17 protein-coding genes are annotated in these 25,231 nt (G+C 71.2%); 9 read left to right on the plus strand and 8 right to left on the minus strand.

Annotated features, from left to right (window positions below; translation table 11 throughout):
* The first annotated feature begins 119 nt into the window (after positions 1-119).
* From ilvC to ACSMTC_RS24420, 5 genes are all read left to right on the plus strand, one after another.
* Entirely contained in the window at positions 120-1,118 is a 999-nt protein-coding gene (ilvC, locus tag ACSMTC_RS24400; RefSeq protein ID WP_436561853.1) for a ketol-acid reductoisomerase, read from the plus strand.
* Positions 1,119-1,339: 221 nt separating this feature from the next.
* Positions 1,340-2,920: a phosphoglycerate dehydrogenase gene (gene serA / locus ACSMTC_RS24405; RefSeq protein ID WP_436561854.1), complete on the plus strand. Its 1,581-nt coding sequence runs from the start codon at positions 1,340-1,342 to the stop codon at positions 2,918-2,920.
* A 143-nt stretch (positions 2,921-3,063) separates the two neighbouring features.
* The gene (locus ACSMTC_RS24410; protein ID WP_436561855.1) at positions 3,064-3,687 is read left to right on the plus strand and encodes an LURP-one-related/scramblase family protein; all 624 of its coding nucleotides are present in this window, start codon (positions 3,064-3,066) and stop codon (positions 3,685-3,687) included.
* Positions 3,688-4,029: 342 nt separating this feature from the next.
* Positions 4,030-4,185, plus strand: a complete 156-nt coding sequence (locus ACSMTC_RS24415) for a hypothetical protein (protein WP_436561856.1) — start codon at positions 4,030-4,032, stop codon at positions 4,183-4,185.
* Positions 4,186-4,534: 349 nt separating this feature from the next.
* Complete coding sequence (locus ACSMTC_RS24420; protein WP_436561857.1) at positions 4,535-7,828, plus strand: S8 family peptidase; 3,294 nt, start codon at positions 4,535-4,537, stop codon at positions 7,826-7,828.
* Here the strand turns inward: ACSMTC_RS24420 and ACSMTC_RS24425 are convergent.
* The 4 genes from ACSMTC_RS24425 to ACSMTC_RS24440 all read right to left on the minus strand — a co-directional run bounded on the left by ACSMTC_RS24425 (position 7,769) and on the right by ACSMTC_RS24440 (position 14,222).
* Complete coding sequence (locus tag ACSMTC_RS24425; RefSeq protein WP_436561858.1) at positions 7,769-8,230, minus strand: GtrA family protein; 462 nt, start codon at positions 8,228-8,230, stop codon at positions 7,769-7,771. The genes ACSMTC_RS24420 and ACSMTC_RS24425 overlap by 60 nt on opposite strands.
* Positions 8,227-9,201 (minus strand): glycosyltransferase family 2 protein, encoded by a 975-nt coding sequence (locus ACSMTC_RS24430; protein WP_436561859.1) that lies wholly within the window; start codon positions 9,199-9,201, stop codon positions 8,227-8,229. Before ACSMTC_RS24430 ends, ACSMTC_RS24425 begins: the two co-directional genes overlap by 4 nt.
* Before the next feature lie 63 nt (positions 9,202-9,264).
* Positions 9,265-11,799, minus strand: a complete 2,535-nt coding sequence (locus tag ACSMTC_RS24435; protein WP_436561860.1) for a YfhO family protein — start codon at positions 11,797-11,799, stop codon at positions 9,265-9,267.
* Positions 11,800-12,068: 269 nt separating this feature from the next.
* A complete protein-coding gene (locus ACSMTC_RS24440) occupies positions 12,069-14,222 on the minus strand; it encodes a PIG-L family deacetylase (protein WP_436561861.1) in 2,154 nt (717 codons plus the stop codon).
* Between the two features lie 154 nt (positions 14,223-14,376).
* Between ACSMTC_RS24440 and ACSMTC_RS24445 the strand changes: the two genes are divergently transcribed.
* The 4 genes from ACSMTC_RS24445 to cimA all read left to right on the plus strand — a co-directional run bounded on the left by ACSMTC_RS24445 (position 14,377) and on the right by cimA (position 19,309).
* Complete coding sequence (locus tag ACSMTC_RS24445; protein ID WP_436561862.1) at positions 14,377-15,414, plus strand: 3-isopropylmalate dehydrogenase; 1,038 nt, start codon at positions 14,377-14,379, stop codon at positions 15,412-15,414.
* Positions 15,415-15,587: 173 nt separating this feature from the next.
* Positions 15,588-16,700, plus strand: a complete 1,113-nt coding sequence (locus ACSMTC_RS24450; protein ID WP_436561863.1) for a branched-chain amino acid aminotransferase — start codon at positions 15,588-15,590, stop codon at positions 16,698-16,700.
* Positions 16,701-16,793: 93 nt separating this feature from the next.
* A complete protein-coding gene (locus ACSMTC_RS24455) occupies positions 16,794-17,363 on the plus strand; it encodes a Uma2 family endonuclease (RefSeq protein ID WP_436561864.1) in 570 nt (189 codons plus the stop codon).
* 335 nt (positions 17,364-17,698) lie between these two features.
* Complete coding sequence (gene cimA, locus ACSMTC_RS24460) at positions 17,699-19,309, plus strand: citramalate synthase (RefSeq protein WP_436561865.1); 1,611 nt, start codon at positions 17,699-17,701, stop codon at positions 19,307-19,309.
* 90 nt (positions 19,310-19,399) lie between these two features.
* Here the strand turns inward: cimA and ACSMTC_RS24465 are convergent, their stop codons facing one another.
* The 4 genes from ACSMTC_RS24465 to ACSMTC_RS24480 all read right to left on the minus strand — a co-directional run bounded on the left by ACSMTC_RS24465 (position 19,400) and on the right by ACSMTC_RS24480 (position 24,797).
* On the minus strand, positions 19,400-19,984 hold the full coding sequence (locus ACSMTC_RS24465) for a GTP-binding protein (protein WP_436561866.1): 585 nt from the start codon (positions 19,982-19,984) through the stop codon (positions 19,400-19,402).
* Complete coding sequence (locus ACSMTC_RS24470; RefSeq protein WP_436561867.1) at positions 19,965-20,621, minus strand: DUF742 domain-containing protein; 657 nt, start codon at positions 20,619-20,621, stop codon at positions 19,965-19,967. The genes ACSMTC_RS24465 and ACSMTC_RS24470 overlap by 20 nt, the downstream gene beginning before the upstream one ends.
* A gap of 164 nt (positions 20,622-20,785) precedes the next feature.
* The gene (locus tag ACSMTC_RS24475; RefSeq protein ID WP_030248297.1) at positions 20,786-21,199 is read right to left on the minus strand and encodes a roadblock/LC7 domain-containing protein; all 414 of its coding nucleotides are present in this window, start codon (positions 21,197-21,199) and stop codon (positions 20,786-20,788) included.
* A gap of 10 nt (positions 21,200-21,209) precedes the next feature.
* On the minus strand, positions 21,210-24,797 hold the full coding sequence (locus tag ACSMTC_RS24480; protein WP_436561868.1) for a sensor histidine kinase: 3,588 nt from the start codon (positions 24,795-24,797) through the stop codon (positions 21,210-21,212).
* Positions 24,798-25,231 lie beyond the last annotated feature (434 nt).

Raw genomic sequence — 25,231 nt, forward strand, 5'->3', positions numbered from 1 at the left:
TCGGGGTAGGACGGGCATCCGTCTCACCCCCTGAACCACCGCACCACACCCTCGCCGGTCGCAACTACGTTTAGGTTGGCGGAACCGGCAAAACCACCACGCAAGGAGATGTGCCAGAAGTGGCCGAGCTGTTCTACGAAGACGACGCCGACCTGTCCATCATCCAGGGCCGCAAGGTCGCGGTCATCGGCTACGGCAGCCAGGGCCACGCCCACGCGCTGTCCCTGCGGGACTCGGGCGCCGACGTCCGCGTCGGCCTGCTGGAGGGCTCCAAGTCCCGTGCCAAGGCCGAGGAGGCCGGCCTGCGCGTCACCACCCCGGGCGAGGCCGCGGCCGAGGCCGACGTCATCATGATCCTGGTGCCGGACCCGATCCAGGCCGACGTCTACAAGGAGGCCATCGAGCCGAACCTGAAGGCGGGCGACGCCCTGTTCTTCGGCCACGGCCTGAACATCCGCTTCGGCTTCATCAAGCCCCCGGCCGACGTCGACGTCTGCATGGTCGCCCCGAAGGGCCCGGGTCACCTGGTCCGCCGCCAGTACGAGGAGGGCCGCGGCGTCCCGTGCATCGTGGCCGTCGAGCAGGACGCCACCGGTGGCGCCTTCGACCTGGCCCTCTCGTACGCCAAGGGCATCGGCGGCACCCGGGCGGGTGTCATCAAGACCACCTTCACCGAGGAGACCGAGACCGACCTGTTCGGCGAGCAGGCCGTCCTCTGCGGTGGCACCGCCGCCCTGGTCAAGGCCGGTTTCGAGACCCTGGTCGAGGCCGGCTACCAGCCGGAGATCGCGTACTTCGAGTGCCTGCACGAGCTGAAGCTCATCGTCGACCTGATGTACGAGGGCGGCCTGGAGAAGATGCGCTGGTCGATCTCGGAGACCGCCGAGTGGGGCGACTACGTCACCGGCCCGCGCATCATCACCGACGCCACCAAGGCCGAGATGAAGAAGGTCCTCGCGGAGATCCAGGACGGCACCTTCGCCAACACCTGGATCGCCGAGTACAAGGCGGGTCTGCCGAAGTACAACGAGTACAAGAACGCCGACTCCCAGCACCTGCTGGAGACCACCGGCAAGAAGCTGCGCAAGCTGATGAGCTGGGTCGACGAGGAGGCGTGACCTCCCGCTGAGGCCGTCAACGGCCTTGTACAACAAGGCTGCTCCCGTCCGGGTGATTTCGCCGGACGGGAGCAGCCCCCCGGCCAGCCCGTCGATACACTTCCGAGTGCGCGTCAGGCCCACAGCGTCGTGCGTCTACCTACGCGGCATGCCACCCTCCCCCTGCCCGTCACGCCACCTCCGTGGGCAGTGGGAACCGGACAGCCATAAGGACAACTGTCGTGAGCAAATCTGTCGTACTGATCGCCGAAGAGCTGTCGCCCGCCACCGTCGACGCGCTCGGACCCGACTTCGAGATCCGCCACTGCAACGGCGGGGACCGCGGTGAACTGCTGGCCGCCATCGCGGACGTGGACGCCGTCCTGATCCGCAGCGCCACCAAGGTGGACGCCGAGGCGCTGGCCGTCGCCAAGCGGCTCAAGGTCGTCGCCCGGGCCGGCGTGGGCCTGGACAACGTGGACGTCTCCGCCGCCACCAAGGCCGGTGTGATGGTCGTCAACGCGCCGACCTCCAACATCGTCACCGCCGCCGAACTCGCCTGCGGCCTGCTGATCTCGGTCGCCCGCAACATCGCGCCGGCCAACGCCGCGCTGAAGGCGGGCGAGTGGAAGCGCAACAAGTACACCGGCGTCGAGCTCTCCGAGAAGGTGCTCGGCGTGGTCGGCCTCGGCCGGATCGGTGTGCTGGTCGCCCAGCGGATGTCCGCGTTCGGTATGAAGATCGTCGCTTACGACCCCTACATCCAGGCCGCCCGCGCCGCCCAGATGGGCGTCAAGCTGGTCACTCTCGAAGAGCTGCTCCAGGCCTCGGACTTCATCACGGTCCACCTGCCCAAGACCCCGGAGACCATCGGCCTGATCGGCGACGAGGCGCTGCACAAGGTCAAGCCGACCGTGCGCATCGTCAACGCCGCGCGCGGCGGCATCGTGGACGAGGACGCGCTGGTCAGCGCGCTCAAGGAGGGCCGGGTGGCCGGGGCCGGCCTGGACGTCTACGCCCAGGAGCCGTGCACCGACTCCCCGCTGTTCGCCTTCGACAACGTGGTCGCCACCCCGCACCTGGGCGCCTCCACCGACGAGGCGCAGGAGAAGGCCGGTATCGCGGTCGCCAGGTCGGTCCGCCTGGCGCTGGCCGGCGAGCTGGTGCCGGACGCGGTCAACGTCCAGGGCGGCGTGATCGCCGAGGACGTCCGCCCGGGGCTGCCGCTGGCCGAGAAGCTGGGCCGGATCTTCACCGCCCTGGCCGGCGAGGTGGCCGTCCGCCTCGACGTCGAGGTGCGTGGCGAGATCACCCAGCACGACGTCAAGGTGCTCGAACTCTCCGCGCTGAAGGGCGTGTTCGAGGACGTGGTGGCCGAGACGGTGTCCTACGTCAACGCCCCGCTGTTCGCCCAGGAGCGCGGCGTGGAGGTCCGGCTGACCACCTCCAGCGAGAGCCCCGAGCACCGCAACGTGATCACCGTGCGCGGCACCCTCTCCGACGGCAGCGAGACCGCCATCTCCGGCACCCTCTCCGGCCCGAAGCAGACCCAGAAGATCGTCGGTGTGGACTCCTTCGAGGTGGACGTCGCGCTCACCGACCACATGGCCTTCTTCAAGTACGAGGACCGCCCCGGCGTGGTCGGCACCCTCGGCAGGATCCTCGGCGACGCCGGCATCAACATCGCCGGTATGCAGGTCGCCCGGGACAACGGCCTTGCGCTGGCCTCGATCACCGTGGACACCGAGGTGTCCCAGGAGGTGCTCGCCGAGATCTCCAGCGCGATCGGCGCCCGGTTCGCGCGCGCGGTCAACCTCGGCTGACCCCGGTAGGCCGGCCGCTTTTCGACAGCCCTTCTCCGCTGTTGTGCTGATTGTGCAACAGGAACGGGGAAGGGCTGTCGGCTGCTCGGCCCGGGCCTCTACAGTCATGTCGAACGATGGCACGACCAAAAGGGGAATCCCAGATGAGCGACGGTTTCGGCGGCCTGCTCGGCATCGCCCAGCAGCTGCTCGGCGGCGCGCAGCAGCAGGGCCACGGGGAGCGGCACGACGACTTCCTGCAGGGCCTGAGCCAGCGCCTGCTGGACGGTCACGAGCCGGTACAGAACGGTGTGACCTACGAGATCGACGAGAAGTTCTTCTCGCCCACCCACGACTTCTGGATCAAGCGCAACGGTGAGCGCGTCTTCCAGGTCGACGAGAAGATGTTCAGCTTCAGCGGTGCCATCGCCCTGCAGGACGTGAACGGCAACGAGCTGTACCGGATCTCCGAGAAGATCATGACGCTCCGCGACATCCGCTACATCCACCGTGGTGAGCAGCGGATCGCGACCGTGAAGAAGGCCCTGTTCTCGCCGCTGGTCTACAAGTTCACCGTGACCTTCGAGAACGGCGCCGAGCTGCACGTCACCGGCAACATCACCGACCACCAGTACGCCATCACCTACGGCCAGCAGGAGGTCGCGCACATCGACCGCAAGTGGTCGCTGCTGAGCGAGCACTACGGCGTCACCGTGGTTCCGGGTCAGGACGACGCGCTGCTCCTGACCATCGCGGCCTGCGCCGAGGCCATGGTGCTGGACGACTGATCCGCTGTCGGTGAAAGGCCCGGACCGCTTCGGTCCGGGCCTTTCGCGCTGTCCCGGGTGAATGCCGTCTCAGATACTAGGAAATCCAACTATTCGTGCAGACAGCGACTGCCGGGCGTCGTACTTTGGAAGAGCCGCACGGTGAGCCGCCCTCGACAAGCGGGGAGCGCCGGCCCGTGCATGCGGTACGCGTACCGGCGGGTGACCCCTGTCCGGCGTGCCCGCCCGTCGTCCGCCACCACCCTGTCAAGGGCGAGCTGCGCGCGGCACTCACTCCTTACCTCTGAGTCTCCCTGCACCCTCGGCGCGCCTCGGCGCGCGCCCCGCACCAAGGAGCCCGGCATGCCCCCCACCGCAGACCGCCACCCCGCCCCGACCGCTCCCGTCCGCACCCCGCGCCGCCGGCGCCGCCTGGTGCCCGATCCCCATGCGGCCGCCGCGCTCCAGCGCTCGCTGGACCGCCGGGACAACGGCGGTGCCACCGGCCACGTCGGATGAATCATCCGATTGGCCCGAGAGACTGACGATGCATCACTCACAGGAGTGCACTCCCTCCCCGAAGGAGGGGCTCCGCTCGCCCGCACCGGCGCGATGATCGTAATTTGAGCCCTTCCGGAGGGGTGATCGACGTCCGCGCGGCGCGGGCGGCAGCGAGATCTGTCCGCCCCTGCCGGGGAAGGACGGCTCAGTGCACACCCCACCGGCTCCCCGCCCGATCCCTACCGGCCCGATCCCCACTGGTTCGATCCCTGGCCCGATCCCCGCTGGCCCGATCCCCGCTGGCCCGATCCCCACAGGCCCAAGACGCCGGCCCAGCGGGCCGACCAGGCTGGGGCTCGCCCTCGCCATGCTGGCGGGCTGTGCCTCGCTCACCTGCGCGCCGCCCGGCGTGGCGGCCGGTCCGGGACCGCTGCCGGTCCGGTCCGGGCCGCAGCGGGTGCTGCTGGAGCTGGACACCGAACCCGTCGCCCCCGTCTGGCGCAGGGCCGCCGACGGCGCCCGCCGGGCCAGGCGCTCACCGGAGGAGGTCCGCCGGGCCGCCGCCGAAGCCGGGGCCGGGCAGCGCCGCCAAGCCGACCGGGCACTGGACCGGCTGGGCGGCGAGGTCCGCCGCGCCGCCCCCGGAGCCCGCGAGCTGTACCGCACGCACACCCTGCTCACCGGCATCGCGGTGGCCGCGCCGCCCGCCCGGCTGGCCGCGCTGCGGCGGCTGCCCGGGGTGCGGGCGGTGCATCCGATCACCCTCAAGCACCGCTCCAACGGGTACTCGGTCCCGCTCACCGGCGCCCCCGCCCTCTGGTCGGGCACCGCCGGGCTGCCGGGCAACACCGGCGAGGGGGTCAGGGTCGGCGTCATCGACTCCGGTATCGACTACACCCACGCGGACTTCGGCGGACCCGGCACCGAAGCGGCGTTCCGCTCGGCATCCGGTGCCAGGACCGCCCCCGCCGGGCTCTTCCCCAGCGCCAAGGTGGTCGGCGGCAAGGACCTGGTCGGCGACGACTACGACCCCGACCCCCAGGCCGAGCACCCGCAGCCGGTGCCGCACCCCGGCGACAACCCGCTCGACTGCGCCGCCAACGGCCACGGCACCCATGTCGCGGGCACCGTCGCCGGCCTCGGCGTCACCACCGCCGGCCGCACCTACACCGGCCCCTACCGCCCGGGCCTCGACCCGGCCGCCTTCAAGGTCGCCCCCGGCGCCGCCCCCGGCGCCAAGCTGTACGCGATCCGGGTCTTCGGCTGCCACGGCTCCACCGACCAGCTCGGCCAGGCCCTCGACCTGGCCGCCGACCCCGACGGCGACGGCGATCTGGCGGACCGGCTGGACGTGGTCAACCTCTCCCTCGGCGGCCGCTTCGGCGGAGCGGACGACGCGGACGCGATCGCCGTGGACCGGCTGTCCGAGCTCGGCACGGTGGTGGCCGCCGCGATCGGCAACGACGGCGACGTGTACGGCATCGGCGGCAGCCCCGGCACCGCCGCGCGCGCCATCGGGGTGGCCGCCTCGGTCGGTCCGCACACCGACGCGGACGGGATCCGGGTGCTCGCCCCCCAGTCCCTGGCCGGACTGGTCCCGGCGCACTGGAGCGCCAGGTACCCCGGCTGGTCCACCGAGGAGGTCGGGGGCCGACTCGCCCTGCCCGCGGACCAGGCGGACGGCTGCACGCCGTTCGACGCGGCCGACACCGAGCGGCTGCGCGGCAGGGTCGCCGTACTGTCCTGGCGGACCAGCGGGGCCGACCGGGCCTGCGGCTCCACGGTGCGGGCGGACCACGCGGCACAGGCCGGGGCGGTGGGCGCGCTGTTCGCGGCCGACGGCGACGACCTCGGCGAACTCTCCGGTGACGACCGGATCCCGGTGGCGATCGTCGGGAAGGCGGACGGCGAACGGCTGACCAGGGCCGCGGCCGCCGGCGAGGTGCGGGTCCAACTGGCCGGCAGGGGAAACCCGCTGCACGGCGCGGTGAGCCAGGACCAGCCGCAGCGCACCGACACCCTCGCCTCCTTCAGCTCGCGCGGCATCGGCGTCCCGGGCCTGGTGAAGCCGGACCTCGCGGCGCCCGGGGAGACCATCTGGTCGGCCAGGGCGGGCAGTGGCAGCGGCGGTGCGCGCGAGGACGGCACCTCGATGGCCACCCCGCACATCGCCGGACTCGCCGCCCTGGTCCGCGCCGCCCACCCCGACTGGACGGCGGCCGAGGTCAAGGCGGCCCTGATGAACACCGCGGCCGACACCTTCCCCGGCGACAACCGCTCCGGACCGGTCTACGGGCCCGAGCGGGCCGGCGCCGGCCGGGTCCAGGTGGACCGGGCCGTCCGGACACCCGCCGTGGCGTACGCGGCGGGCGAGGGGGCGGTGGACGGCGCGGTCGGCGTCTCCTTCGGCCCGGTACCGGTCACCGGCCCGACCTCGCTGCGACGGGAGGTGGAGATCCGCAACTTCTCGTCCCGGCCGGTCGGTTACGCCACCGGTTACCAGTCGTCCACCGAAGTCCCCGGCGCGGCCTTCGAAGTGACGCCTGGTCACATCGACGTCCCCGCGGGGGGAAGGGCCAGGGTCACCGTCACACTGAGCGTCCCCGGGCGGCTGGGCCGCTCGCCCGACCCGACCATCGACCTCATCCAGGCGGGCCGGGCCCGCAGCTGGCGGGCCGAGCTCTCCGGGCGGCTGCTGCTCACCCCCGCCGACGCGGGGCTGCCGGCTCTGCGGGTGCCGCTGTTCGCCGCGCCGCGTCCGGCCTCCGGGCTCCTGGCCGGGGCCCAGGTGCGCTTCTCGCGGTCCAGCACCGTGCTCGCCCTGAACGGCACCGCCGCTCCCGCCGAGGGCGGCGGCCTGGTCAGCGCCTTCGCCCTCGGCGGGGAGGGCGCACGCCGGCCGGACTGCGCGGTGGGCGCCCCGGACGGCCCGCACCAGGTCGGGCGGGCACCGGATGTCGAGGACACCGACCGGTGCGCCGCCTCGGACGGGGACCGCGCCGCCGACCTGCGCTACGCCGGGGCGGCCACCGACGCCCCGGCGCTCGGCGGCGGGGGTCTAGAACACGGCATGCTCTACCTGGCCGCGGCCTTCTGGGCCCCGGCGGCCACCCCGGTGGGCGACTTCGCGGTCCGGGCCTCGCTGGACACCGACGGGGACGGCGTCACCGACGCGGTCGTGGTCGCCGACCGGCTGCCCGACAGTGACGTCCTGGTGGCCCGCACCCTGGACGCCAGGAGCGGCAAGGAGCTGGACGTCCAGCCGCTGAACGCCCGCTGGGGCGACACCGACACCGGACTGCTGGACAGCGCCGCCGTGGTGCTGCCGGTCCGGCTGGACAGGCTGCCCGGGCTGAAGCCGGACGCCACCGGCATCCGCTACGGACTGTGGACGGGCGTCACCGACGGCCCTCTGCCCAGCGCGCTGGACGCCGTCTCCTCGATCGGGATGGACGGCGAGAAACCCACCCTGGCCATCGACGTCCTGCACCCGGCGCTGGACGTCCGCAGCGGACCCGGCGGTCCGGCCGCGGTCCTGGCCCCGGAGCAGCCGGGCGGAGTGCTGGAGCTGCGCCGCGCGGCGGGCGACCGCTCCAGGCTGCTACTTCTCCACCACCTCAACCCGGACGGCGGCCGCGTCCAGCTGGTCGACCCCGACTGAGCCGTGCTGACCGGCCGGGGCGGGCGTCCCGGCCCGGCCGGTCAGCACGATCTTCGACAGCACGAAGGTGACCGGGATCGCGACCAGCGCGGCCACCAGCGGGGCGATCCTGCTGTCCAGCCGCACCCACTGGACCAGGGCGACCACGCCGAAGCTCTGCACCAGGTAGTTGGTGATGTTGGGCAGCGGGAAGAGCAGGAACTTCTTCCAGGTCGGCCTGGTCCGGTAGGTGAAGTAGGTGTGCAGGAAGAACGAGCCGACCATGCTGAGCAGGAAGGCTATGGTGAACGCCGCGAAGTACGGCAGGAACGGGTGCAGCGCCAGGTAGACGAGGTAGAAGGTCGCGGTGTTGGCGACGCCGACCAGCCCGAACCTGACGATCTGCCAGAGCTGCGGCTTCACCGCTCTTCCTCCCCGGGGCCCCGGTAGCCCTCGGTCCTGAAGGTCGCGCGCGGCGTGTTGCTCTCCTTCACCAGGAAGTGCGGGCGGCGCTTGGTCTCGTAGTAGATCCGCCCGATGTACTCGCCGATCAGGCCGAGCATCACCATCTGCAGACCGCCGAGAGCGACTATCGCGACGATCAGGGTGACGTAACCGGGGGAGTCGATGCCGTCCACCATGGCCACGCCGGTGACCCACGCCGCGTAGAGGGCGGCCAGGCCGACCAGGGCCAGGCCGAGGTAGATGGCGATCCGCAGCGGGCGGTTGTTGAAGGAGATCAGGCCGTCCATGCCGTAGTTCAGCAGGGCGCCGAACCGCCACTTGGTCTCGCCGGCCTCGCGGGCGACGTTCTTGTAGTCGAAGGTGACGGTGTCGAAGCCGATCCAGGAGAACAGGCCCTTGGAGAAGCGGTTGTACTCCGGCAGCGAGAGCAGCGCGTCCACGGCCTTGCGGGAGAGCAGCCGGAAGTCGCCGACGCCGTCCTCGATCTCGACGTCCACCCACTTGTTGATCAGCTGGTAGTAGAGCCGGCTGACCGCGCTGCGCACCGCCTTGTCGCCCTCGCGGGTGCGGCGGGCGATCACCTGGTCGTGGCCCCGGTCGTACAGCTCCAGCATCCGCTCGATCAGTTCCGGGGGGTGCTGGAGATCGGCGTCCATCAGCACCACGGCGTCGCCGGTGGCCTCCCGGAGGCCGGCCAGCATGCCGGCCTCCTTGCCGAAGTTGCGGCTGAAGGACACGTACCTGGTGGAGCCCGGATGCTCGGCGGCGAGCTTGCGCAGGTGCTCCAGGGTGCCGTCGCGGCTGCCGTCGTCCACGTAGCAGAGCTCGTAGTCGACCGGCAGTTCGTCCAGGTTGGCGCGGATCGACTTGTCGAAGAGTTCGATCACGTCTTCTTCGTTGTAACAGGGGACAACGACCGACAGTCGCACGGGCTCACCTCCGGTAGTGGGCACTCAGGGCGGCTGGTCGCACGGCCACATTTGTCCCGATAATCACGTCGATGGTACCGGGGCGGCCGGTCCGTCCGTCCGGCCCTTGCGCCGCAGCCTAGCGGCGAGCGGCACTGCGACGAGGAGCACCATGCCGACTCCGCCGGCCGCGAGTCCCGGGGCGAGACCGGGCGTGTGGTAGCTGCAGGACAGACGCGAGGCGCCGCTGCCGAGCGGTACCCCGATCATCCCGAGCACGGACCGCACGGGGCGCTCGGCACCGCCGTCCACCGAGCACTGCCAGCCGGTGACGGCGGGGAGCGCGACCAGGGCGGTGCCGCTCGACCCGGCGGGCAGCTCGGCGCTCAGGGTGTGCCCGCCGGAGCTGACGTGGGTGGCGCCCTTGAGAGCGGTGAGCGCCCGGTCGAGCGCGGCCTGGCTGAAGCAGCCGACCGGCTGGGCCGGGACCTGGGCCGCGGCCGAGGCGCGCAGCTGCACCTGGACCCTGCCGTCGGCGCCGACCGTGCCGAGCGACCTGATCGGCATGGCGGTCATCGGCTGCTTGCCGTAGCTCTCGTACTTGGCGCCCATGCCCATCACCGTGCCGCCGAACCACGGCGCGTAGAGGAACGCGCTGCTGCCGGGGGTGCAGCTGCCGGTGAAGGTGGTCCACACACTGCCCCGCGGCGTGGCCGGGACGGACCAGCCGCTGGTGCCGTGCGGGGTCGGCCTGGGCCCGGCGGTCCAGGCCAGCTGCGGGACCTCGTACACCTTGGCGCCGAGCAGGGACTCCTGGCGGGACCAGACCGAGGTGGTGTCCGGCCTGATCGAGGGGTGCACGGTGACCAGCGGCGCCGCGGTGGCCCGCTTGGCGGTGAAGCCGTTCGGGGCCGAGCTGCTGTCCAGGTAGGTGGTCACGCCGAACAGCGCCCGCCCGACCGGGTCGGCCGGGCTGAGGGTGTGCCGGCCCTGGATGAACCAGCCCGCGCCCAGGTCGTGCAGCAGGTCGGCGGTGACCGCCGGCAGGTAGCTGCTGTAGTACGAGCCGCCCTCGCCGGCCAGCAGCATCGGGTCGTTGGAGGCGAACTCGTGCGGACCCGGGTCGGTGCGGGTGGCGGGCCAGTCGTCGTGCTGCTTGAGCACCCGGTACGCTGCCAGGCTCGGCCCGCTGACGGTGGGCCGGGGGAAGAAGAACGGCAGCTTGTCGCGGATCACCGTGGCCGAGTAGGTGGACAGGGTGGTCCCGGCCAGTACGGCGCAGCCGAGCACCACGACGGCGAGCCGCTCGGTCCGGCGGTCGCCGTGCCGGCGCTCCAGCACCCAGAGCGTGGCGAAGGTGAGCGCGCCGCCCGCGAGGACCAGCGCCCAGGTCATGGCGTAGACCGAGCTGCGGCCGTGCCCGACCAGGAGGACCAGCGCGACCAGGGCGGCGCCGCCGGTCAGCGCGAACGGGTCGGGGCAGCGGGAGAGCGAGACCCAGGCGGCCATCGTCAGCATGCCGCTGAGCACGAAGGCGGCCCGGTAGGGGCTGCCGTTGGGGATCGCCAGGCCGTGCCAGAGCAGGATGGTCGGCTCCCAGACGAAGCTGAGCGCGACCAGCAGCAGCAGCGCGTACCAGGCCACCCGTTCGCGCACGGCCAGCCGGCGGTTGAACGGCAGCGAGGCGACCAGCAGCAGACCGAGCATCCCGATGAAGAGGTTCGGCGCACTGACCGCGGAGCGGCCGCCGGGCAGCAGCTGGGCCAGGTAGTCGGTGAGGGCGGGCGGGCCGTCGTAGGTGGCCGGCGGCGCGGGCTGGGAGGCCTTGCTGGCCTTGAGGCCGACGAACATCACCGGCGCGGTCAGCAGCACCCCGACCACGACCATGCCGGCCGCCCGGCCGAGCACCAGCAGCCGGGCCCGGACCGGCCGGTCGCCGGCCAGCACCACCCGGACCAGCAGCACCAGACCGGCGCCGACGGTGGCCATCGCACCGGTGTAGAAGTTCCCGGCCCAGGCGACCGCCACGAAGAGCGTGCCGAGCACCCAGCGGCGGCCCTGCAGACACCAGTCGCAGGCGATGCCCACCAGCGGCAGCGAGACCAGGCCCCACATCCACATCGGGTCGGCGGCGCCGTCGTTGACCACCCAGGCGCAGACCCCGTACCCGGTGCCGAGCAGCGCGCGCAGCCAGGGCGAGCCGGGGTGCAGCCGGCCCAGGAAGTACGTCATCACGGCCGCGCCGAGGCCGATGCTGAGCAGGGTCACCAGGAAGACCGGGAAGTTCACCGCGGCACGCGGGAACAGCCCGGTCAGCCAGGAGAACGGATTCATCAGGTAGGTGAAGAAGTCCGCCAGGAACGGCGCGCCGTAGCCGCTGTTCCAGTTGAAGACCAGGTCACCGGTGGTGTTCCCGTGCTGGAGGTCCCACAGGTGGGCGTGGAACGGCACGAACTGGTTGCCGAGGTCGTTCACCGCCCGCGAGCGGGCACCGAACGGGTACGTGCCGCGCAGCGCCAGCGCCAGGCAGTAGGCGCCCATCGAGAGTGCGGCCGCCAGCACGGCCGCGCCGAGCTCCGGACTTCTCAGGCGTCGGGTGACGGCGGTGGTCCGGCTCACGGTGTGGGGCTCCCTGGTACGGCTCGGCTTGAACTGGTCGAGCATAAGACCGACCGGCGATAGGGCCCGCGGCGTCGCGTGCCGATAGCTTTCGCCTGAACGCACATCCCTCGTCGCGCGCAGCGCCGCTGCGCTCTCTTCCCCCAGCCTGACGGCCGGGGGGACCCCCGCACGATGCACGCCCAGACTCGGCTCTCGCCCCGCTCCTTCATCCACGCTCCCTATCGCCGGTCGGTCCAAGCGGGCTGACATCACGGAAACCGGTCGCCTCAGCGGGCCGTGGTCCACGGCCCGAACGGCTGGTCCGCAGCCGGGCGCCGGGTGGTGTAGAGCTGTCCGTCGCAGCCCATCGCGACGGCGACCGGCAGGCCCTCCCGGTCGGTGGCGAGCGAGGGGGTGCCGGCCAGCAGCGGTCCGGAGTGCAGCCACTCCTGACCCTGGGAGTGCAGCCAGTCCTGGTTCGGGGAGAGGGCGACGCGGCCCTTGCCGTCCCGGATCGCGAGCGCTTCCGCGGCGGCCGCGACCCGGCCGAAACCGCCCGGCGGGGTGGTTTCGGAGACGACCTTCCAAGTACCTGCCGTACCCGCGGCATCTGCCGCACCCGCCGCACCCATGTGCCCCGTCCCGGGCTGGAGCTCGGCGGTCAGCACCCTGGCCGACCTGGGCTCGCGGAAGTGCAGCCGCAGCCGGCCCTCGCCGCCGAGCACGGCGGTGATCGGACCGCCCGGCACCGGCAGACCGGTCGGCGCGGCCGGGCGCAGCGGCCCGCCCGGGGTGTCGCTCATCCAGTGCGCGACTCCCTTGCCGGGTGCGAAGACATGGGTGCGGCCGTCGGCGTCGAGCACCGCGCCGAGACCGTCCCTGACCTGCGGGCCGACCCCGTTCGGCAGCGGCAGCACGTTCCAGCCGCCGTCCAGGGTGCGCACGGCGAGGGTGCCCGTGAAGGAGCGGGCGAAGACCTGCACGCTGCCGTCCGGACGGGCCAGGGCGCACGGGTAGCCGAACTCCATCGACTTCACCGCGTCGTCGCCGTCCGGCGCGCCCAGGCTCTGCCAGTCGCCGAAGGCCGGCGGCTCGCCCGGGCCGCCCGGGGTCTGCACACAGGTGACGATCTCCCGCCGGTGGTCCTGCAGGGTGTACCCGAGCACCGTGCGGACGCCGAACAGCCGTAGCAGCCCGTCGGCGTGGCGGACCACCTGCAGCTGGCCCTCCATGCCGTCGCCCGCGATCCGCCGGGGGCCCTGCCAGCCCTTGGCGTCCTCGTACCAGTACGCGGCCGTTCCGTTGAGCAGGGTGAAGGCCGCCAGGGTGCCGGCGGCGGTCTGCTGGAGCCACTGGCCGCTGCCCGCCGCGCGGTAACGGGTGCTCTGCGCCCAGCCGTTGCGCAGCGCGCCCTTGCCGACCTTGCGGTCGCCGCAGCCGGCCGGGTCGCCGCAGTCGCGGTTGTCCGCCCAGCCGTAGGTGTCGATCAGCCGCGCCTTGCGCTGCACGGTCGGCTGGTCGAGGTTGGCCGGCAGCTCGGCGTTGACGTAGCCGAGGTAGCTCTCCACCGTCGCGGTCCTGGCCTTGCCGTCGCCCCAGTGCCTGGCCAGCGCCGCCTGGGTGAAGTAGGCCGAGTAGGTGTGGTCCTGGTGGTCGAGGTAGAGCAGGCCCTGCGGCCTGGGCGGCGCCTTGAGGGCGTGGTCCGGGTTGGGGTCCAGCATCCGGACCACGGTGGGGCGGAAGTGGTCGAGGATGTTCACCAGGGTGTCTATCAGCTGGTCCCGGGTGTAGGTCGCGTGCGCGGGCAGGCCGCTGCGCACCGGCGGCAGGGTGGATATCTGCTGCTCCTGGCCCAGCCACAGGCCGCGCAGGCTGTCCTTCCTGGGGGTGCTGACCGCGCGGGCCTCGACCAGCGCCGGGAATATCAGCTGCACGTGGGGGGCGGCCCTGAGGGTGTGCTGCTCGACCGAGAACCCGTTGTGGTAGCTGACCAGCTTCACGTCCCACGGGCTGTTCTCGTCGCCGGTGGCCATCACCGCGTACGAGGCGGCGAGTCCGTTGATCCGCGCCCTGGTGTAGTCGGGCCGGTCGGCGGGGACGCGTCTGTGGCCGGCGTCGCTGTGCAGGACGTTCCGGCCGTCCGACTCCCCGTCGGTGAGGCAGACCGTGACGCAGGAAGCGCCGGTGGCGATGGCCTGGTCCAGGTCGGGGTTCATGAAGTAGAGGTTGTCGTCCGGGTGGGCGATCACATGGACGAAGGACATCCGCTCCGAGTTGCCCGCGATGCCGCTGGCCTGGATGGTCTCCGGCGGTGCCTTGGTGCTGTGGGACTCAGGTGGCGCTGAGCGAGTCGCCTCCCACAGTCCGTAGCCGGCTGCGGGCAGTGCCACCATCCCGCCGGTCAGCCATAGTGCGCGGCGCCGGCTGATGGGATTGACCATCGATGTTCCCCCGTGAAGAACCCATGAACTCTGGATGGATATTACCGGTTACGCCCGCTTCGTTCGAAGCTGCGTACCTCCGTCCTCGCGACACGCAAGTCCGGATCGTGGACAGAATGTGTCACGACCTGGGACGCGGAGTATGGTCCCTGCCATGTCTCGCAGCCTTCGTCTCGCAGTGATCCCCGGTGACGGCATCGGCCAGGAAGTGGTCGCCGAGGGCCGTAAGGTGCTCGCCGCCGCCCTTCCCGCCGACGTCAAGGTGGAGACCACCGAGTACGACCTCGGTTCCCGGCTCTACCACCGAACCGGTGAGACCCTGCCGGACAGCGTGCTGACCGAGCTGGGGGCGCACGACGCCATTCTGCTCGGCGCCATCGGCGACCCGTCGGTCCCCTCCGGTGTGCTGGAGCGCGGTCTGCTGCTCAAGCTGCGGTTCGCCTTCGACCACCACATCAACCTGCGTCCGGCCAAGCTCTTCCCGGGCGTCACCGGTCCGCTGGCGGGGCGGCCGGAGATCGACTTCGTGGTCGTCCGCGAGGGTACCGAGGGGCCCTACGCCGGCAACGGCGGCACCCTGCGGACCGGCACCGAGCACGAGATCGCCACCGAGGTCAGCCTCAACACCGCCTTCGGCATCGAGCGGGTCGTCCGCGACGCGTACCGCCGCGCGGCCGCCCGTCCGCGCCGGAAGCTCACCCTGGTCCACAAGAACAACGTCCTGGTGCACGCCGGCCGCCTGTGGACCCGGATCTTCGAGCAGGTCGGCCGGGAGTTCCCCGAGGTCACCACCGACTACCTGCACGTCGACGCGGCGACGATCTTCCTCGTCACCCAGCCCGAGCGCTTCGACGTCATCGTCACCGACAACCTGTTCGGCGACATCCTCACCGACCTGGCCGCGGCGGTCACCGGTGGCATCGGCCTGGCCGCCAGCGGAAACATCAACCCCGGCGGTGAGTTCCCGTCGATGTTCGAGCCGGTCCACGGCTCGGCGCCGGACATCGCGGGCCAGGGCAAGGCCGACCCGACCGCCACCGTGCTGTCCGTCGCCATGCTGCTGGAGCACCTCGGCTTCACCGCCGAGGCGGCGAAGGTCGAGGCCGCCGTCGCGGCCGACCTCGCGGAGCGCACGGGTGCCAGGAGCACCTCCCGGATCGGCGACGCGCTCGCCGGGCGAGTATCCGGCTGACGGGCCGGAACCGACAGCGAGTTCCGGCCATCGGGCCGGTCTTACTATCGGAGCAGTCTGTGGCTGTTCGGCACGGCCCCCTGGATGCGAGTATCGACAGTGGGCCGTGCCGTCGCGTGTTCGAACACCGGTGGCGGGGCCCGGACCAACCCCACGGTGAAGGACAGACAGACATGAGTACGCCCACCCAGGCGCCCATCACGTTCGAGCTCAAGCCCTCCGCGCACCCGCTGTCCGAGGCGGAGCGGCAGGCCCGGCTGGTCAACCCCGGTTTCGGCCGAGTCTTCACCGACCACATGGTCACCATCCGCTGGACCGAGGGCCGCGGTTGGCACGACGCCCAGCTGACGCCGTACGCGCCGCTGGAGATCGACCCGGCCAACATGACCCTGCACTACGGTCAGGCGATCTTCGAGGGCCTCAAGGCCTACCGTCAGGCCGACGGTTCCATCGCGACCTTCCGGCCGACCGCCAACGCCGAGCGCTTCCAGGCGTCCGCCCGTCGCCTGGCCATGCCCGAGCTGCCGGTCGAGACCTTCATCGAGGCGGTCGAGCTGCTGGTCCAGCAGGACCAGGGGTGGGTGCCGAACGAGCCGGAGCAGAGCCTCTACCTGCGTCCGTTCATGTTCGCGACCGAGGTCGGGCTCGGCGTCCGCCCGGCCGGCGAGTACCTCTTCATGATCATCGCCTCCCCGGCCGGAGCCTACTTCCCCGGTGGCGTCAAGCCGGTCTCGGTCTGGCTCTCCGAGGAGTACGTGCGCGCCGCGCCCGGCGGCACCGGCGCGGCCAAGTGCGCCGGCAACTACGCCGCCTCGCTGGTCGCCCAGGCCCAGGCCGCCGAGAAGGGCTGCGACCAGGTCGTCTGGCTCGACGCCGCCGAGCACCGGTGGATCGAGGAGATGGGCGGCATGAACCTGTACTTCGTCTTCGGCGAGGGCAAGGACGCGAAGATCGTCACCCCCGAGCTCTCCGGCGCGCTGCTGCCCGGCATCACCCGCGACTCGCTGCTGGCGCTGGCCGCCGACCTCGGCTACGCCGTCGAGGAGCGGAAGATCTCCACCGAGGAGTGGAAGCAGGGCAACGCCGACGGCACCCTCACCGAGGTCTTCGCCTGCGGCACCGCCGCCGTCATCACCCCGGTCGGCTCGGTCAAGTCCGCCCGAGCCGACTGGACCGTCGGCAAGGGCGAGCCCGGCCCGGTCACCATGGAGCTGCGCCGCAACCTGCTCGCCGTCCAGGGCGGCCAGGCGCCGGACGCCCACGGCTGGCTGCACAAGATCGTCTGAGCCGTGGCCGGGCGCCCCGCCCCGGCGGGGCGCCCGGTAGGGGTAACCTCGAACCGCTCCGCTCGCTGAGCGGTAGCGATGGAAGGAGGGGTTGTGACCGCGCTGCCTCACGAGTTCGCCGAGTCCTGGCTGGGCCAGGACGACGACCTCCTCGAAGCCTTCCTGGCCCTGGACACTCCCGAGGGGTTCAAGGCCGAGCTCATCGAGGGGGAGATCATCGTGACCCCACCGCCCGACGGTGACCACGAGACCGTGATCGGCCGGATCGCCCGGCAGGTGTTCCGCCGGTGCCCGACGGACCTTGACTTCGCTCCCGGCAAGGGGCTCATCGTGCCGGGCGGCCGGTACATCCCCGACGGCACCTTCACGGACCGCGGCGCGATGCTGGGCCGCGAGTCCTGGTCCAAACCGGACGGCGTGCTGATGGTCCTGGAGGTCACCTCCAACCGCCCGGTCAAGGACCGCGAAGCCAAGCGCAAGGGTTACGCCGCTGCTGGAATCCCGTTCTACCTGCTAGTGGACCGTCAGAAGAACCGGATCATCCTGCACGGTGATCCGCAGGGCGGCGACTACGAGTCCGTCGCCGACGTCGGGGTCGGCGAGCCGTTGCCGTTGCCCGAGCCCTTCGGCTTCGAGCTGGACACGGCCGACCTGGTCGAGTAGGTGATCCGATCCCGCATCGCGAGACGCGCAGGTCGGATTCCGGAAGGTGTGCAAGACTCCGGGGGTGTCCTCGCTTTCGCTGATTATTAGCGGCAGGCGCGCCGGTCCGCAGTGACCGCCCTCCGGCTACCCCCGGTATGGAGCGATCACCGTCGTCCAGACCCGCGCGCAGACCTCTCGCACCCGCGAGGGGTCTTTTTGTTTACCCCCGGACCGGCCGGAGCCCCCACAAGGGGCCGAGGGACACCGGGGAGCGTGCGGGATGGTGGACAGTGGAGCCGGATCCAACCGGCAGAAACGACAGCAGTACTCCCGGAAACGGAGAACCCAGGGTCATGACCGAGGCCAGCAGCCGTCCCGAAGACGGCTTCCACGTGTTCGACACCACGCTGCGCGACGGTGCCCAGCGCGAGGGCATCAACCTCACCGTCGCCGACAAGCTGACCATCGCCCGGTACCTGGACGAGTTCGGCGTCGGCTTCATCGAGGGCGGCTGGCCCGGCGCCAACCCGCGGGACACCGAGTTCTTCGCCCGGGCCGCAACCGAACTGGACCTCAGGAACGCGCAGTTGGTCGCCTTCGGAGCCACCCGAAGGCCCGGCGGCAAGGCCGCCGAGGACCCGCAGCTGGCCGCCCTGGTCAGCTCCGGCGCCCCCGTGGTCACCCTGGTCGCCAAGTCCCACGACCGCCATGTCGAACTGGCGCTGCGCACCACCCTGGAGGAGAACCTGGAGATGGTCCGGGACAGCGTGGAGTACCTGCGCTCCCAGGGCCGCCGGGTCTTCATCGACTGCGAGCACTTCTTCGACGGCTACCGGGCGAACCGCGAGTACGCCCTCGAGGTGGTCCGCACCGCGCACCGGGCCGGCGCCGACGTGGTGGTGCTCTGCGACACCAACGGCGGGATGCTGCCCGCGGGCGTCCGTGAGACCGTCGCCGACGTGCTCCGGGAGACCGGCGCCAGGCTCGGCATCCACGCCCAGGACGACACCGGCTGCGCCGTCGCCAACACCCTGGCGGCGGTGGACGCCGGGGCCACCCACGTCCAGTGCACCGCCAACGGCTACGGCGAGCGGGTCGGCAACGCCAACCTCTTCCCGGTGGTGGGCGCGCTGGAACTCAAGTACGACAGGCGGGTGCTGCCCGAAGGCCGGCTGGCCGAGATGACCCGGATCTCGCACGCCATCGCCGAGGTGGTCAATCTCGCCCCCTCCACCCACCAGCCCTACGTCGGCCTCTCCGCCTTCGCCCACAAGGCCGGGCTGCACGCCTCCGCGATCAAGATCGACCCGGACCTGTACCAGCACATCGACCCCGAACTGGTCGGCAACACCATGCGGATGCTGGTCTCCGACATGGCCGGCCGCGCCTCCGTGGAGCTCAAGGGCAAGGAGCTCGGCTACGACCTCTCCGCCGACCGGGACCTGGTCGGCCGGGTGGTCGCCAGGGTCAAGGAGCAGGAGAACCTCGGCTACACCTACGAGGCAGCCGACGCCTCCTTCGAACTGCTGCTCCGCGACGAGGCGAAGGGCCGCCGGGAGCGCTTCTTCACGCTGGAGTCCTGGCGCACCATCAGCGAGCAGCTGCCGGACGGGAAGGCGGACAACGAGGCCACCGTCAAGATCTGGGCCAAGGGCGAGCGCAGGATCGCCATCGGCGAGGGCAACGGTCCGGTGAACGCGCTGGACAAGGCGCTGCGTACGGCTCTCGAGCACATCTACCCGGAGCTCGCCCGGATCGAGCTGGTGGACTACAAGGTCCGCATCCTGGCGGGCCAGCACGGCACCGGGTCCAGGACCCGGGTGCTGATCGAGTTCGGCGACGCCGGTTCGACCTGGTCCACGGTCGGGGTCGCGGACAACGTGATCGCCGCGTCCTGGCGGGCACTTGAGGACGCCTACACCTACGGACTGCTCAGGGCCGGGCTGGACCCGGCGGAGGGCTGAGCCCCCCGGGGCGCGGGGAACCGGGTGGTTCCCTGCGCCCCTGGGGTGCTTGCCCTTGGGGTGCTGGTGCCTTTGGGGGTTGCTCGTCTCTTAGCGGAGGCGGGCGAGGAGGGCATGTTCGACGAGGGTGATGAGTGCGCTTTTGGCGCTGTCGCGTCGGCGGGCGTCGAGGGTGATGATGGGGGTGTCGGCGCCGAGTTGGAGTGCTTCGCGGACTTCGTCGGGGGTGTGGGGCTGGTGTCCGTCGAAGCCGTTGAGGGCGACGACGAAGGGGAGTCCGGAGTTCTCGAAGTAGTCGAGGGCGGGGAAGCAGTCTGCGAGGCGGCGGGTGTCGACGAGGACGACGGCGCCGATGGCGCCGCGGACGAGGTCGTCCCACATGAACCAGAAGCGGTCCTGTCCGGGGGTGCCGAACAGGTAGAGGATGAGGTCTTCGTCGAGGGTGATGCGGCCGAAGTCCATGGCGACCGTGGTGGTGGTCTTGCCCGCGGTGTGGGTGAGGTCGTCGATGCCGGCGGAGGCGCTGGTCATGACGGCTTCGGTGCGCAGGGGGTTGATCTCGGAGACGGCGCCGACGAGGGTGGTTTTGCCGACGCCGAAGCCGCCTGCGACGACGATCTTCGCGGAGGTGGTGGCGCGGCTGGGGGCGGCCGCGTTAGAGCTTGCGAAGTCCACTGAGGACCCTTTCGAGCAGCGTGACGTCGGGCTGGTTGCCGGATTCACCGCCGGCAGCGGGCTGGTGGATGGCCACTAGGCCGGCCTCGGCCAGGTCGGCCACGAGGATCCGGGCCACTCCCAGGGGAAGGGAGAGCAGCGCGGAGACCTCGGCCACGGATTTGACCTCGGTGCAGAGGGTGCAGATCCGCTGGTGCTCGGGCAGCATCGTGGCCAGGCGTTCGGGGGCGACGCTGGCGGAGACCAGTGCCTCCAGGGCCAGTTCGTACCGCGGCCGGGTGCGGCCGCCGGTCATCGCGAACGGGCGGATCAGCGGCCCCGAGTCATCGTCGTCCAACTCCTCGGCGTAGCCGGGGTCTTCGGCCTGTTCAGGGAAGTCCTCCGGTCCCGGGTAGCCGGGATGGCCGGGAGCGGGCTGCGCGAACCGCTGTTCCTGGTAGGCCTGGTGGCCGTACGGATGGGGCGGCTGCGGCTGATGGTCGCTTAAGTGCTGCTGGTAGCCGAACTGGCCGGGGTGCGGCTGTGTCGCGGGGCCGGGGTGCTGACCGTGGCCGACACCGGGCGCTCCGAAAGCGTCATGGCCGGTGCCAGGGTACGGAACGCCGTACTGGCCGCTGCGGTCGTTGGGCGGGGTCACGGTTCCTCTCCTCACTTGGTGCGGCGGTGCGGTGCGAGCTCAGCCCCCGGGGGGCCGAGCAGGTGGTGCGAAAGCCGTACAACGCCCGATCCCGGGACCGCATTGGAACGGTCCCGGGACGGGCCGGAGGTCTTTCGAATACCAGGACGGTATCCGACGAACCGTCAGTGCAGGAGACTGCCCTGGAGTTCCGCGCGGAGTGCGGGGGTGAGGACGGCCCCGGCACGGTCGACGAGCAGGGCCATTTCGTAGCCGACCAGACCGATGTCGGAGTCGGGTGCGGCGAGGACGGCGAGGGCGGAGCCGTCGCTGACGGCCATCAGGAAGAGGAAGCCGCGTTCCATCTCCACGACGGTCTGGTTGACCTCGCCGCCCTCGAAGATCCGGCTGGCGCCGGAGGTGAGGGAGGTGAGGCCGGAGGCGACGGCGGCGAGCTGGTCGGCGCGGTCGCGGGGGAAGCCCTCGGACATGCAGAGCAGGAGCCCGTCGGCGGAGACCACCACCGTGTGCGACACCCCGGGGGTGTTGTCCACGAAATTGGTGATCAGCCAGTTCAGGTTCTGTGCGGCCTGGCTCATCTGACTCAACTCAACGCTCCTGGTGGTTCGAGCCGCCGAAGAGATCGGTGCTGCTCTGCTGTCCGTTGCCGGAGTCGCCCCGGTCGGGGTCGATCCGGAAGCTCCCGGTGGAGCCGTCGCCGCTCGCGCTGCGGCCCTGCTCGACACCGCGGCGCAGGTTGGTCAGCCGGCCGCGGACCTCCTCCGGGCTGCGGGAGACCTGCGGGCCGTCCTGCGGCGTCGCCTTGGCGTTGCCCGGGACGAGGTTCTGCTTGGGCACCCGGCGCGGCAGTCCGGAGGGGGTGGTGCCGCCGGCCGCGGGCTCGCGCAGCTGTTCGGCCCGTGCCCAGTCGCCGTCGTTGGGCGACTGCCAGGGCGCGTTCGGCGAGTTGGTCGGTCCGGTCGGGCCGTAGCCGCCCAGGGCCGACACCTCGTGGCCGCGGTTCTCGTCGCCCGGGGAACCGGTGTCCTTGGCGCCGGTGAACCAGTTCGGCGTCTCGCCGCCGAAGACCGACGGGCCGCCGTGGCCGCCACCGACATCACGGGTGGAGCCGAAGCCGCCGCCCAGCTGCTGGCCGGGGAGCCGCTGCGGCAGACCCGAGCCGGGGTCGGCGGAGTGCGGCGCGGCCGGCGGCAGCGCGGGCTGCTCGGCCGCGTACGGCTCCGGGCTGTACGGGTGCCCGGCGGGCTCGTCGGCCCGGCCACCGAACGGCTGGTTCTGTTCGAACTGCTGCCCGGTGCGGCCGTAGCCGCCCTCGTCGTAGCCGTAGCCGTCGGCGTACCGGTCCTCGGCGTAGGCCTGGGGCTGGTACTGCTCCCGGCCGTACGGCTGGTCCTGGTACTGCGGCTCGGTGTAGCCCTGCCCGGGCTGCTGGTAGCCGTAGTCGTCCGCGTACTGCGGGCGGCCGTACGGCTCCTGCGGGTCGTGCTGTCCGTAGGCCTGGTACTGGTCCTGGCCGTACTGGTAGCCCTCCTCGGCGTACGGCTGGCCGTACGGCTCGGCGGGGGCCGGCGGGACCTCCTCGACCTCGGCCTCGACGATCTCCTCGGCCTCGATGGCCTCGGGGGCCGCGTCCAGGGCGGCGCGGCGGCGCTGCTGGTCCAGACGCTGCGAACGCTGCATGGCCTCCAGCGCGGGGCTGAAGCCACTGCTGCCGCTGTTGCCGGTCAGATGGTCGTCGAAGCCCAGCTCGGCGGCGCTGCGCTGGGACTCGCTGACCTCCCAGGCTGCCTCCTGCGGCTCCTGCGGCTCCTGCGGCTCCTGCTCGAAGATCCGGGAGACGGTGAACTGCTCCTCCGGCTCCGGCGCCCGGCGCATCTGGGTGAGGAAGGGCGGGAGCATGACCAGCGAGGTGGTACCGGCGGACTCGCCCGAGGGGCGCAGCTGCACGCGGATGTCGTGCCGCTGGGACAGCCGGCCGACCACGAAGAGGCCCATGCGGCGGGAGATGGTGGCGTCGACCGTGGGCGGCTCGGCCAGCTTCTCGTTGATCTCGGCGAAGTCCTCGGCGGTGAGGCCGATTCCCTTGTCGTGGATCTCGACCAGCACCCGGCCGTCCGGCAGGCCGGTGGCGTTGACCAGAACGCGGGTCTGCGGGCTGGAGAAGGTGGTGGCGTTCTCCAGCAGCTCGGCGAGCAGGTGGACGAGGTCGGTCACGGCGGCGCCGACGACCTCGGCCTCCGGGATGCCGGAGAGCTCGACACGCTCGTACTGCTCCACCTCGGAGGCGGCGGCACGGAGCACGTCGACCAGCGGGACCGGGGTGTTCCAGCGGCGGCCGGCCTCCTCACCCGCGAGAACGAGCAGGTTCTCACCGTTGCGGCGCATACGGGTCGCCAGGTGGTCCAGCTTGAAGAGGTTCTCCAGCTGGTCCGGGTCGGCCTCGTTGTTCTCCAGGTCGGTGATCAGCGCCAGCTGGCGCTGGATGAGGCCCTGGCTGCGACGCGACAGGTTGGTGAAGATCGCGTTGACGTTCCCTCGGAGCAGGGCCTGCTCGGCGGCCAGCGAGACCGCCTGCTGGTGGACCTGGTCGAAGGCGCGGGCGACCTCGCCGATCTCGTCCTTGCCCCAGAGCGGGATCCGCTCGACGTTGGTGTCCACCCGCTCCGGGTCGGTCTTGGAGAGCTTCTCGACCAGGTCCGGCAGACGGTGGTTGGCGATGTCCAGCGCGGCGGTGTTCAGGACGCGCATACCGAGGATCATCGAGCGGGCGATGAAGCCGGTGAGCAGACCGGCCAGCGCGAGCGCGGCGACCACGATGGCCGAGTTGACGATCGCGTCGAGCTGGGCGTTGTCCCGGATGTCCTGGGTGTTGGTGACGACCTCGTCGAGCAGCGTCTTCTCGGCGCTGCGCAGCGGGTTCAGGTGACTGGAGGTCGCCTGCATCCAGTTGTCGGGGGTCAGGCCTTCCTTGGCGGCGCTCTGGAAGTTGTGGTTGGCCGCGGCCTCGCCGTTGGTCCAGCCGGCGATGGCGGCGTCACTGTACGAGGCGCCGATGTTCATCAGGCCCTGCATGGTCGGAATGCTGTTGTCCGGCATGCGGAGCGTGGAGCGGGCGTCCTCGGCGGACTGCGCGACCTGGGCGTTCGAGTAGACCGCGGCGTCCTGCGGGGTGCTACCGGTGGTGAACTCGTTGAGCGCCGTCTGCTCCAGCTTGCCGGCGACCAGCAGGGACTGGATCAGCTCCTGGTTCTCGAACCGGGTCACGGTCCTGGTGCCGACACCGGTGAGCACGGTGAGCATGATCGCACGCTGGCTGGAGGCCGAGGCCTTGGCCAGCGACAGGGCGTAGATGGAGCGGCCCTTGCTGGTGACGTCGGTGCTGCCGTAGCCGACGGAGTTGTCGAAGGCCAGCAGCGGGGCGTACAGCGTCGAGTACGCGGCCTGGGTCGCGGTGGCGAACAGCTGGGGCTTGTAGGCGTTGTCCCGCAGGTGCTGGAGGAAGACGACCTGCTGCTGGAAGGCGTCGTTGCGGCGGGCCAGCGTGGCGTCGCCGGAGACCTTCTTGAAGGCGTTGTTGTACGCGACCAGGGCCTTGTCGGTCTTGGCGCGCAGCTTGGGCACCACGCCCTGGTCGTCACGGCCGGTCATCAGGGGGATCAACGTGAGGTCGCGCTCGGACTGCAGCGCGTCCGCCAGCTCGGTGGCGGTACGGGCCAGCTCGGCGGTCTTCACGGCGTGGTCGGCCGTGGTGAACTCGTCGATCGAGGAGTTGACCCGCAGGCCGCCGAAGACCAGGCCGATGACGACCGGGATCAGCAGGATGGCGACCAGTCGGGTCGGCACGCGCCAGTTGCGCGGTGCCAGGAAGTCGTACTTACCGGAGCTCTGCCGGAGCTCTTCGGTGGTCTTGGCGGCGCTCGGCGTGGTCGGCCGGGGGCCCTGGGGGCCCTTCCCGGCGCCGTTCTTGCCGGAGTCCTTGCCCTTGGGCGCCGCACCTGGCGAGCCGGGGTTGCCGGGTCCGCTCAGGATCTGGGGCGCCGGGCCGGGGGACGGGCGGTCCTCGCCGGCCGGGGTGAACGCGGAGAATCCGCTCGTCGATGGCTGGCCACTACCGACCGCCTCGTTCTCGCGGGGCTCGGAGCGCCGCTGCGGTGTGTTTGGCTGCTTACGCCTCACTCGACAACAACCTCTCGGCCGCTTGGCGGCCATGGATCAATCCAGCGGCATTCCCCCGCCTGCCGCAGCCCGCTGTGGGGTGGAACGTTCCCTGGGTGACTACGGGGTAGCTGGAATTCCAGCACGAGCGGGGAAACGGAACAAACAGTCCTCTGTATGCGATGAGTAAGGAACAAATCGGACATTAGGCGACGATGCTGGCAAAACTCGGTCTAGATGCTGCAGAGCGGGTCGAAATCGCGACGCTGTGTTACTTTCGATCTCTAAATGCCTACCGAACTGTTATCCACTGCTGTGAACCTGCCCACTCCGCTGTGAAGAGAAGTGGACTGGTTCGCGCTTTCTGTGTCGATGACCTGGGCAGATGGTCCGGTCCAGGTCCTCTGCGGTTCACCGTGGACGAGCGTGTGACGGGTGGCGCCGCCGGGTCGCGC

This window comes from Kitasatospora sp. HPM-01-4 (genome assembly GCF_051374625.1).
Lineage (GTDB): Bacteria > Actinomycetota > Actinomycetes > Streptomycetales > Streptomycetaceae > Kitasatospora.

Bases quoted from the DNA above. Each gene is read 5' to 3' on its own strand.
- ACSMTC_RS24410 (WP_436561855.1), top strand. From the start codon at position 3,064: ATGAGCGACGGTTTCGGCGGCCTGCTCGGCATCGCCCAGCAGCTGCTC.
- ACSMTC_RS24415 (WP_436561856.1), top strand. From the start codon at position 4,030: ATGCCCCCCACCGCAGACCGCCACCCCGCCCCGACCGCTCCCGTCCGC.
- ACSMTC_RS24420 (WP_436561857.1), top strand. From the start codon at position 4,535: ATGCTGGCGGGCTGTGCCTCGCTCACCTGCGCGCCGCCCGGCGTGGCG.
- ACSMTC_RS24440 (WP_436561861.1), bottom strand. From the start codon at position 14,222: ATGGTCAATCCCATCAGCCGGCGCCGCGCACTATGGCTGACCGGCGGG.
- ACSMTC_RS24445 (WP_436561862.1), top strand. From the start codon at position 14,377: ATGTCTCGCAGCCTTCGTCTCGCAGTGATCCCCGGTGACGGCATCGGC.
- ACSMTC_RS24450 (WP_436561863.1), top strand. From the start codon at position 15,588: ATGAGTACGCCCACCCAGGCGCCCATCACGTTCGAGCTCAAGCCCTCC.
- cimA (WP_436561865.1), top strand. From the start codon at position 17,699: ATGACCGAGGCCAGCAGCCGTCCCGAAGACGGCTTCCACGTGTTCGAC.
- ACSMTC_RS24475 (WP_030248297.1), bottom strand. From the start codon at position 21,199: ATGAGCCAGGCCGCACAGAACCTGAACTGGCTGATCACCAATTTCGTG.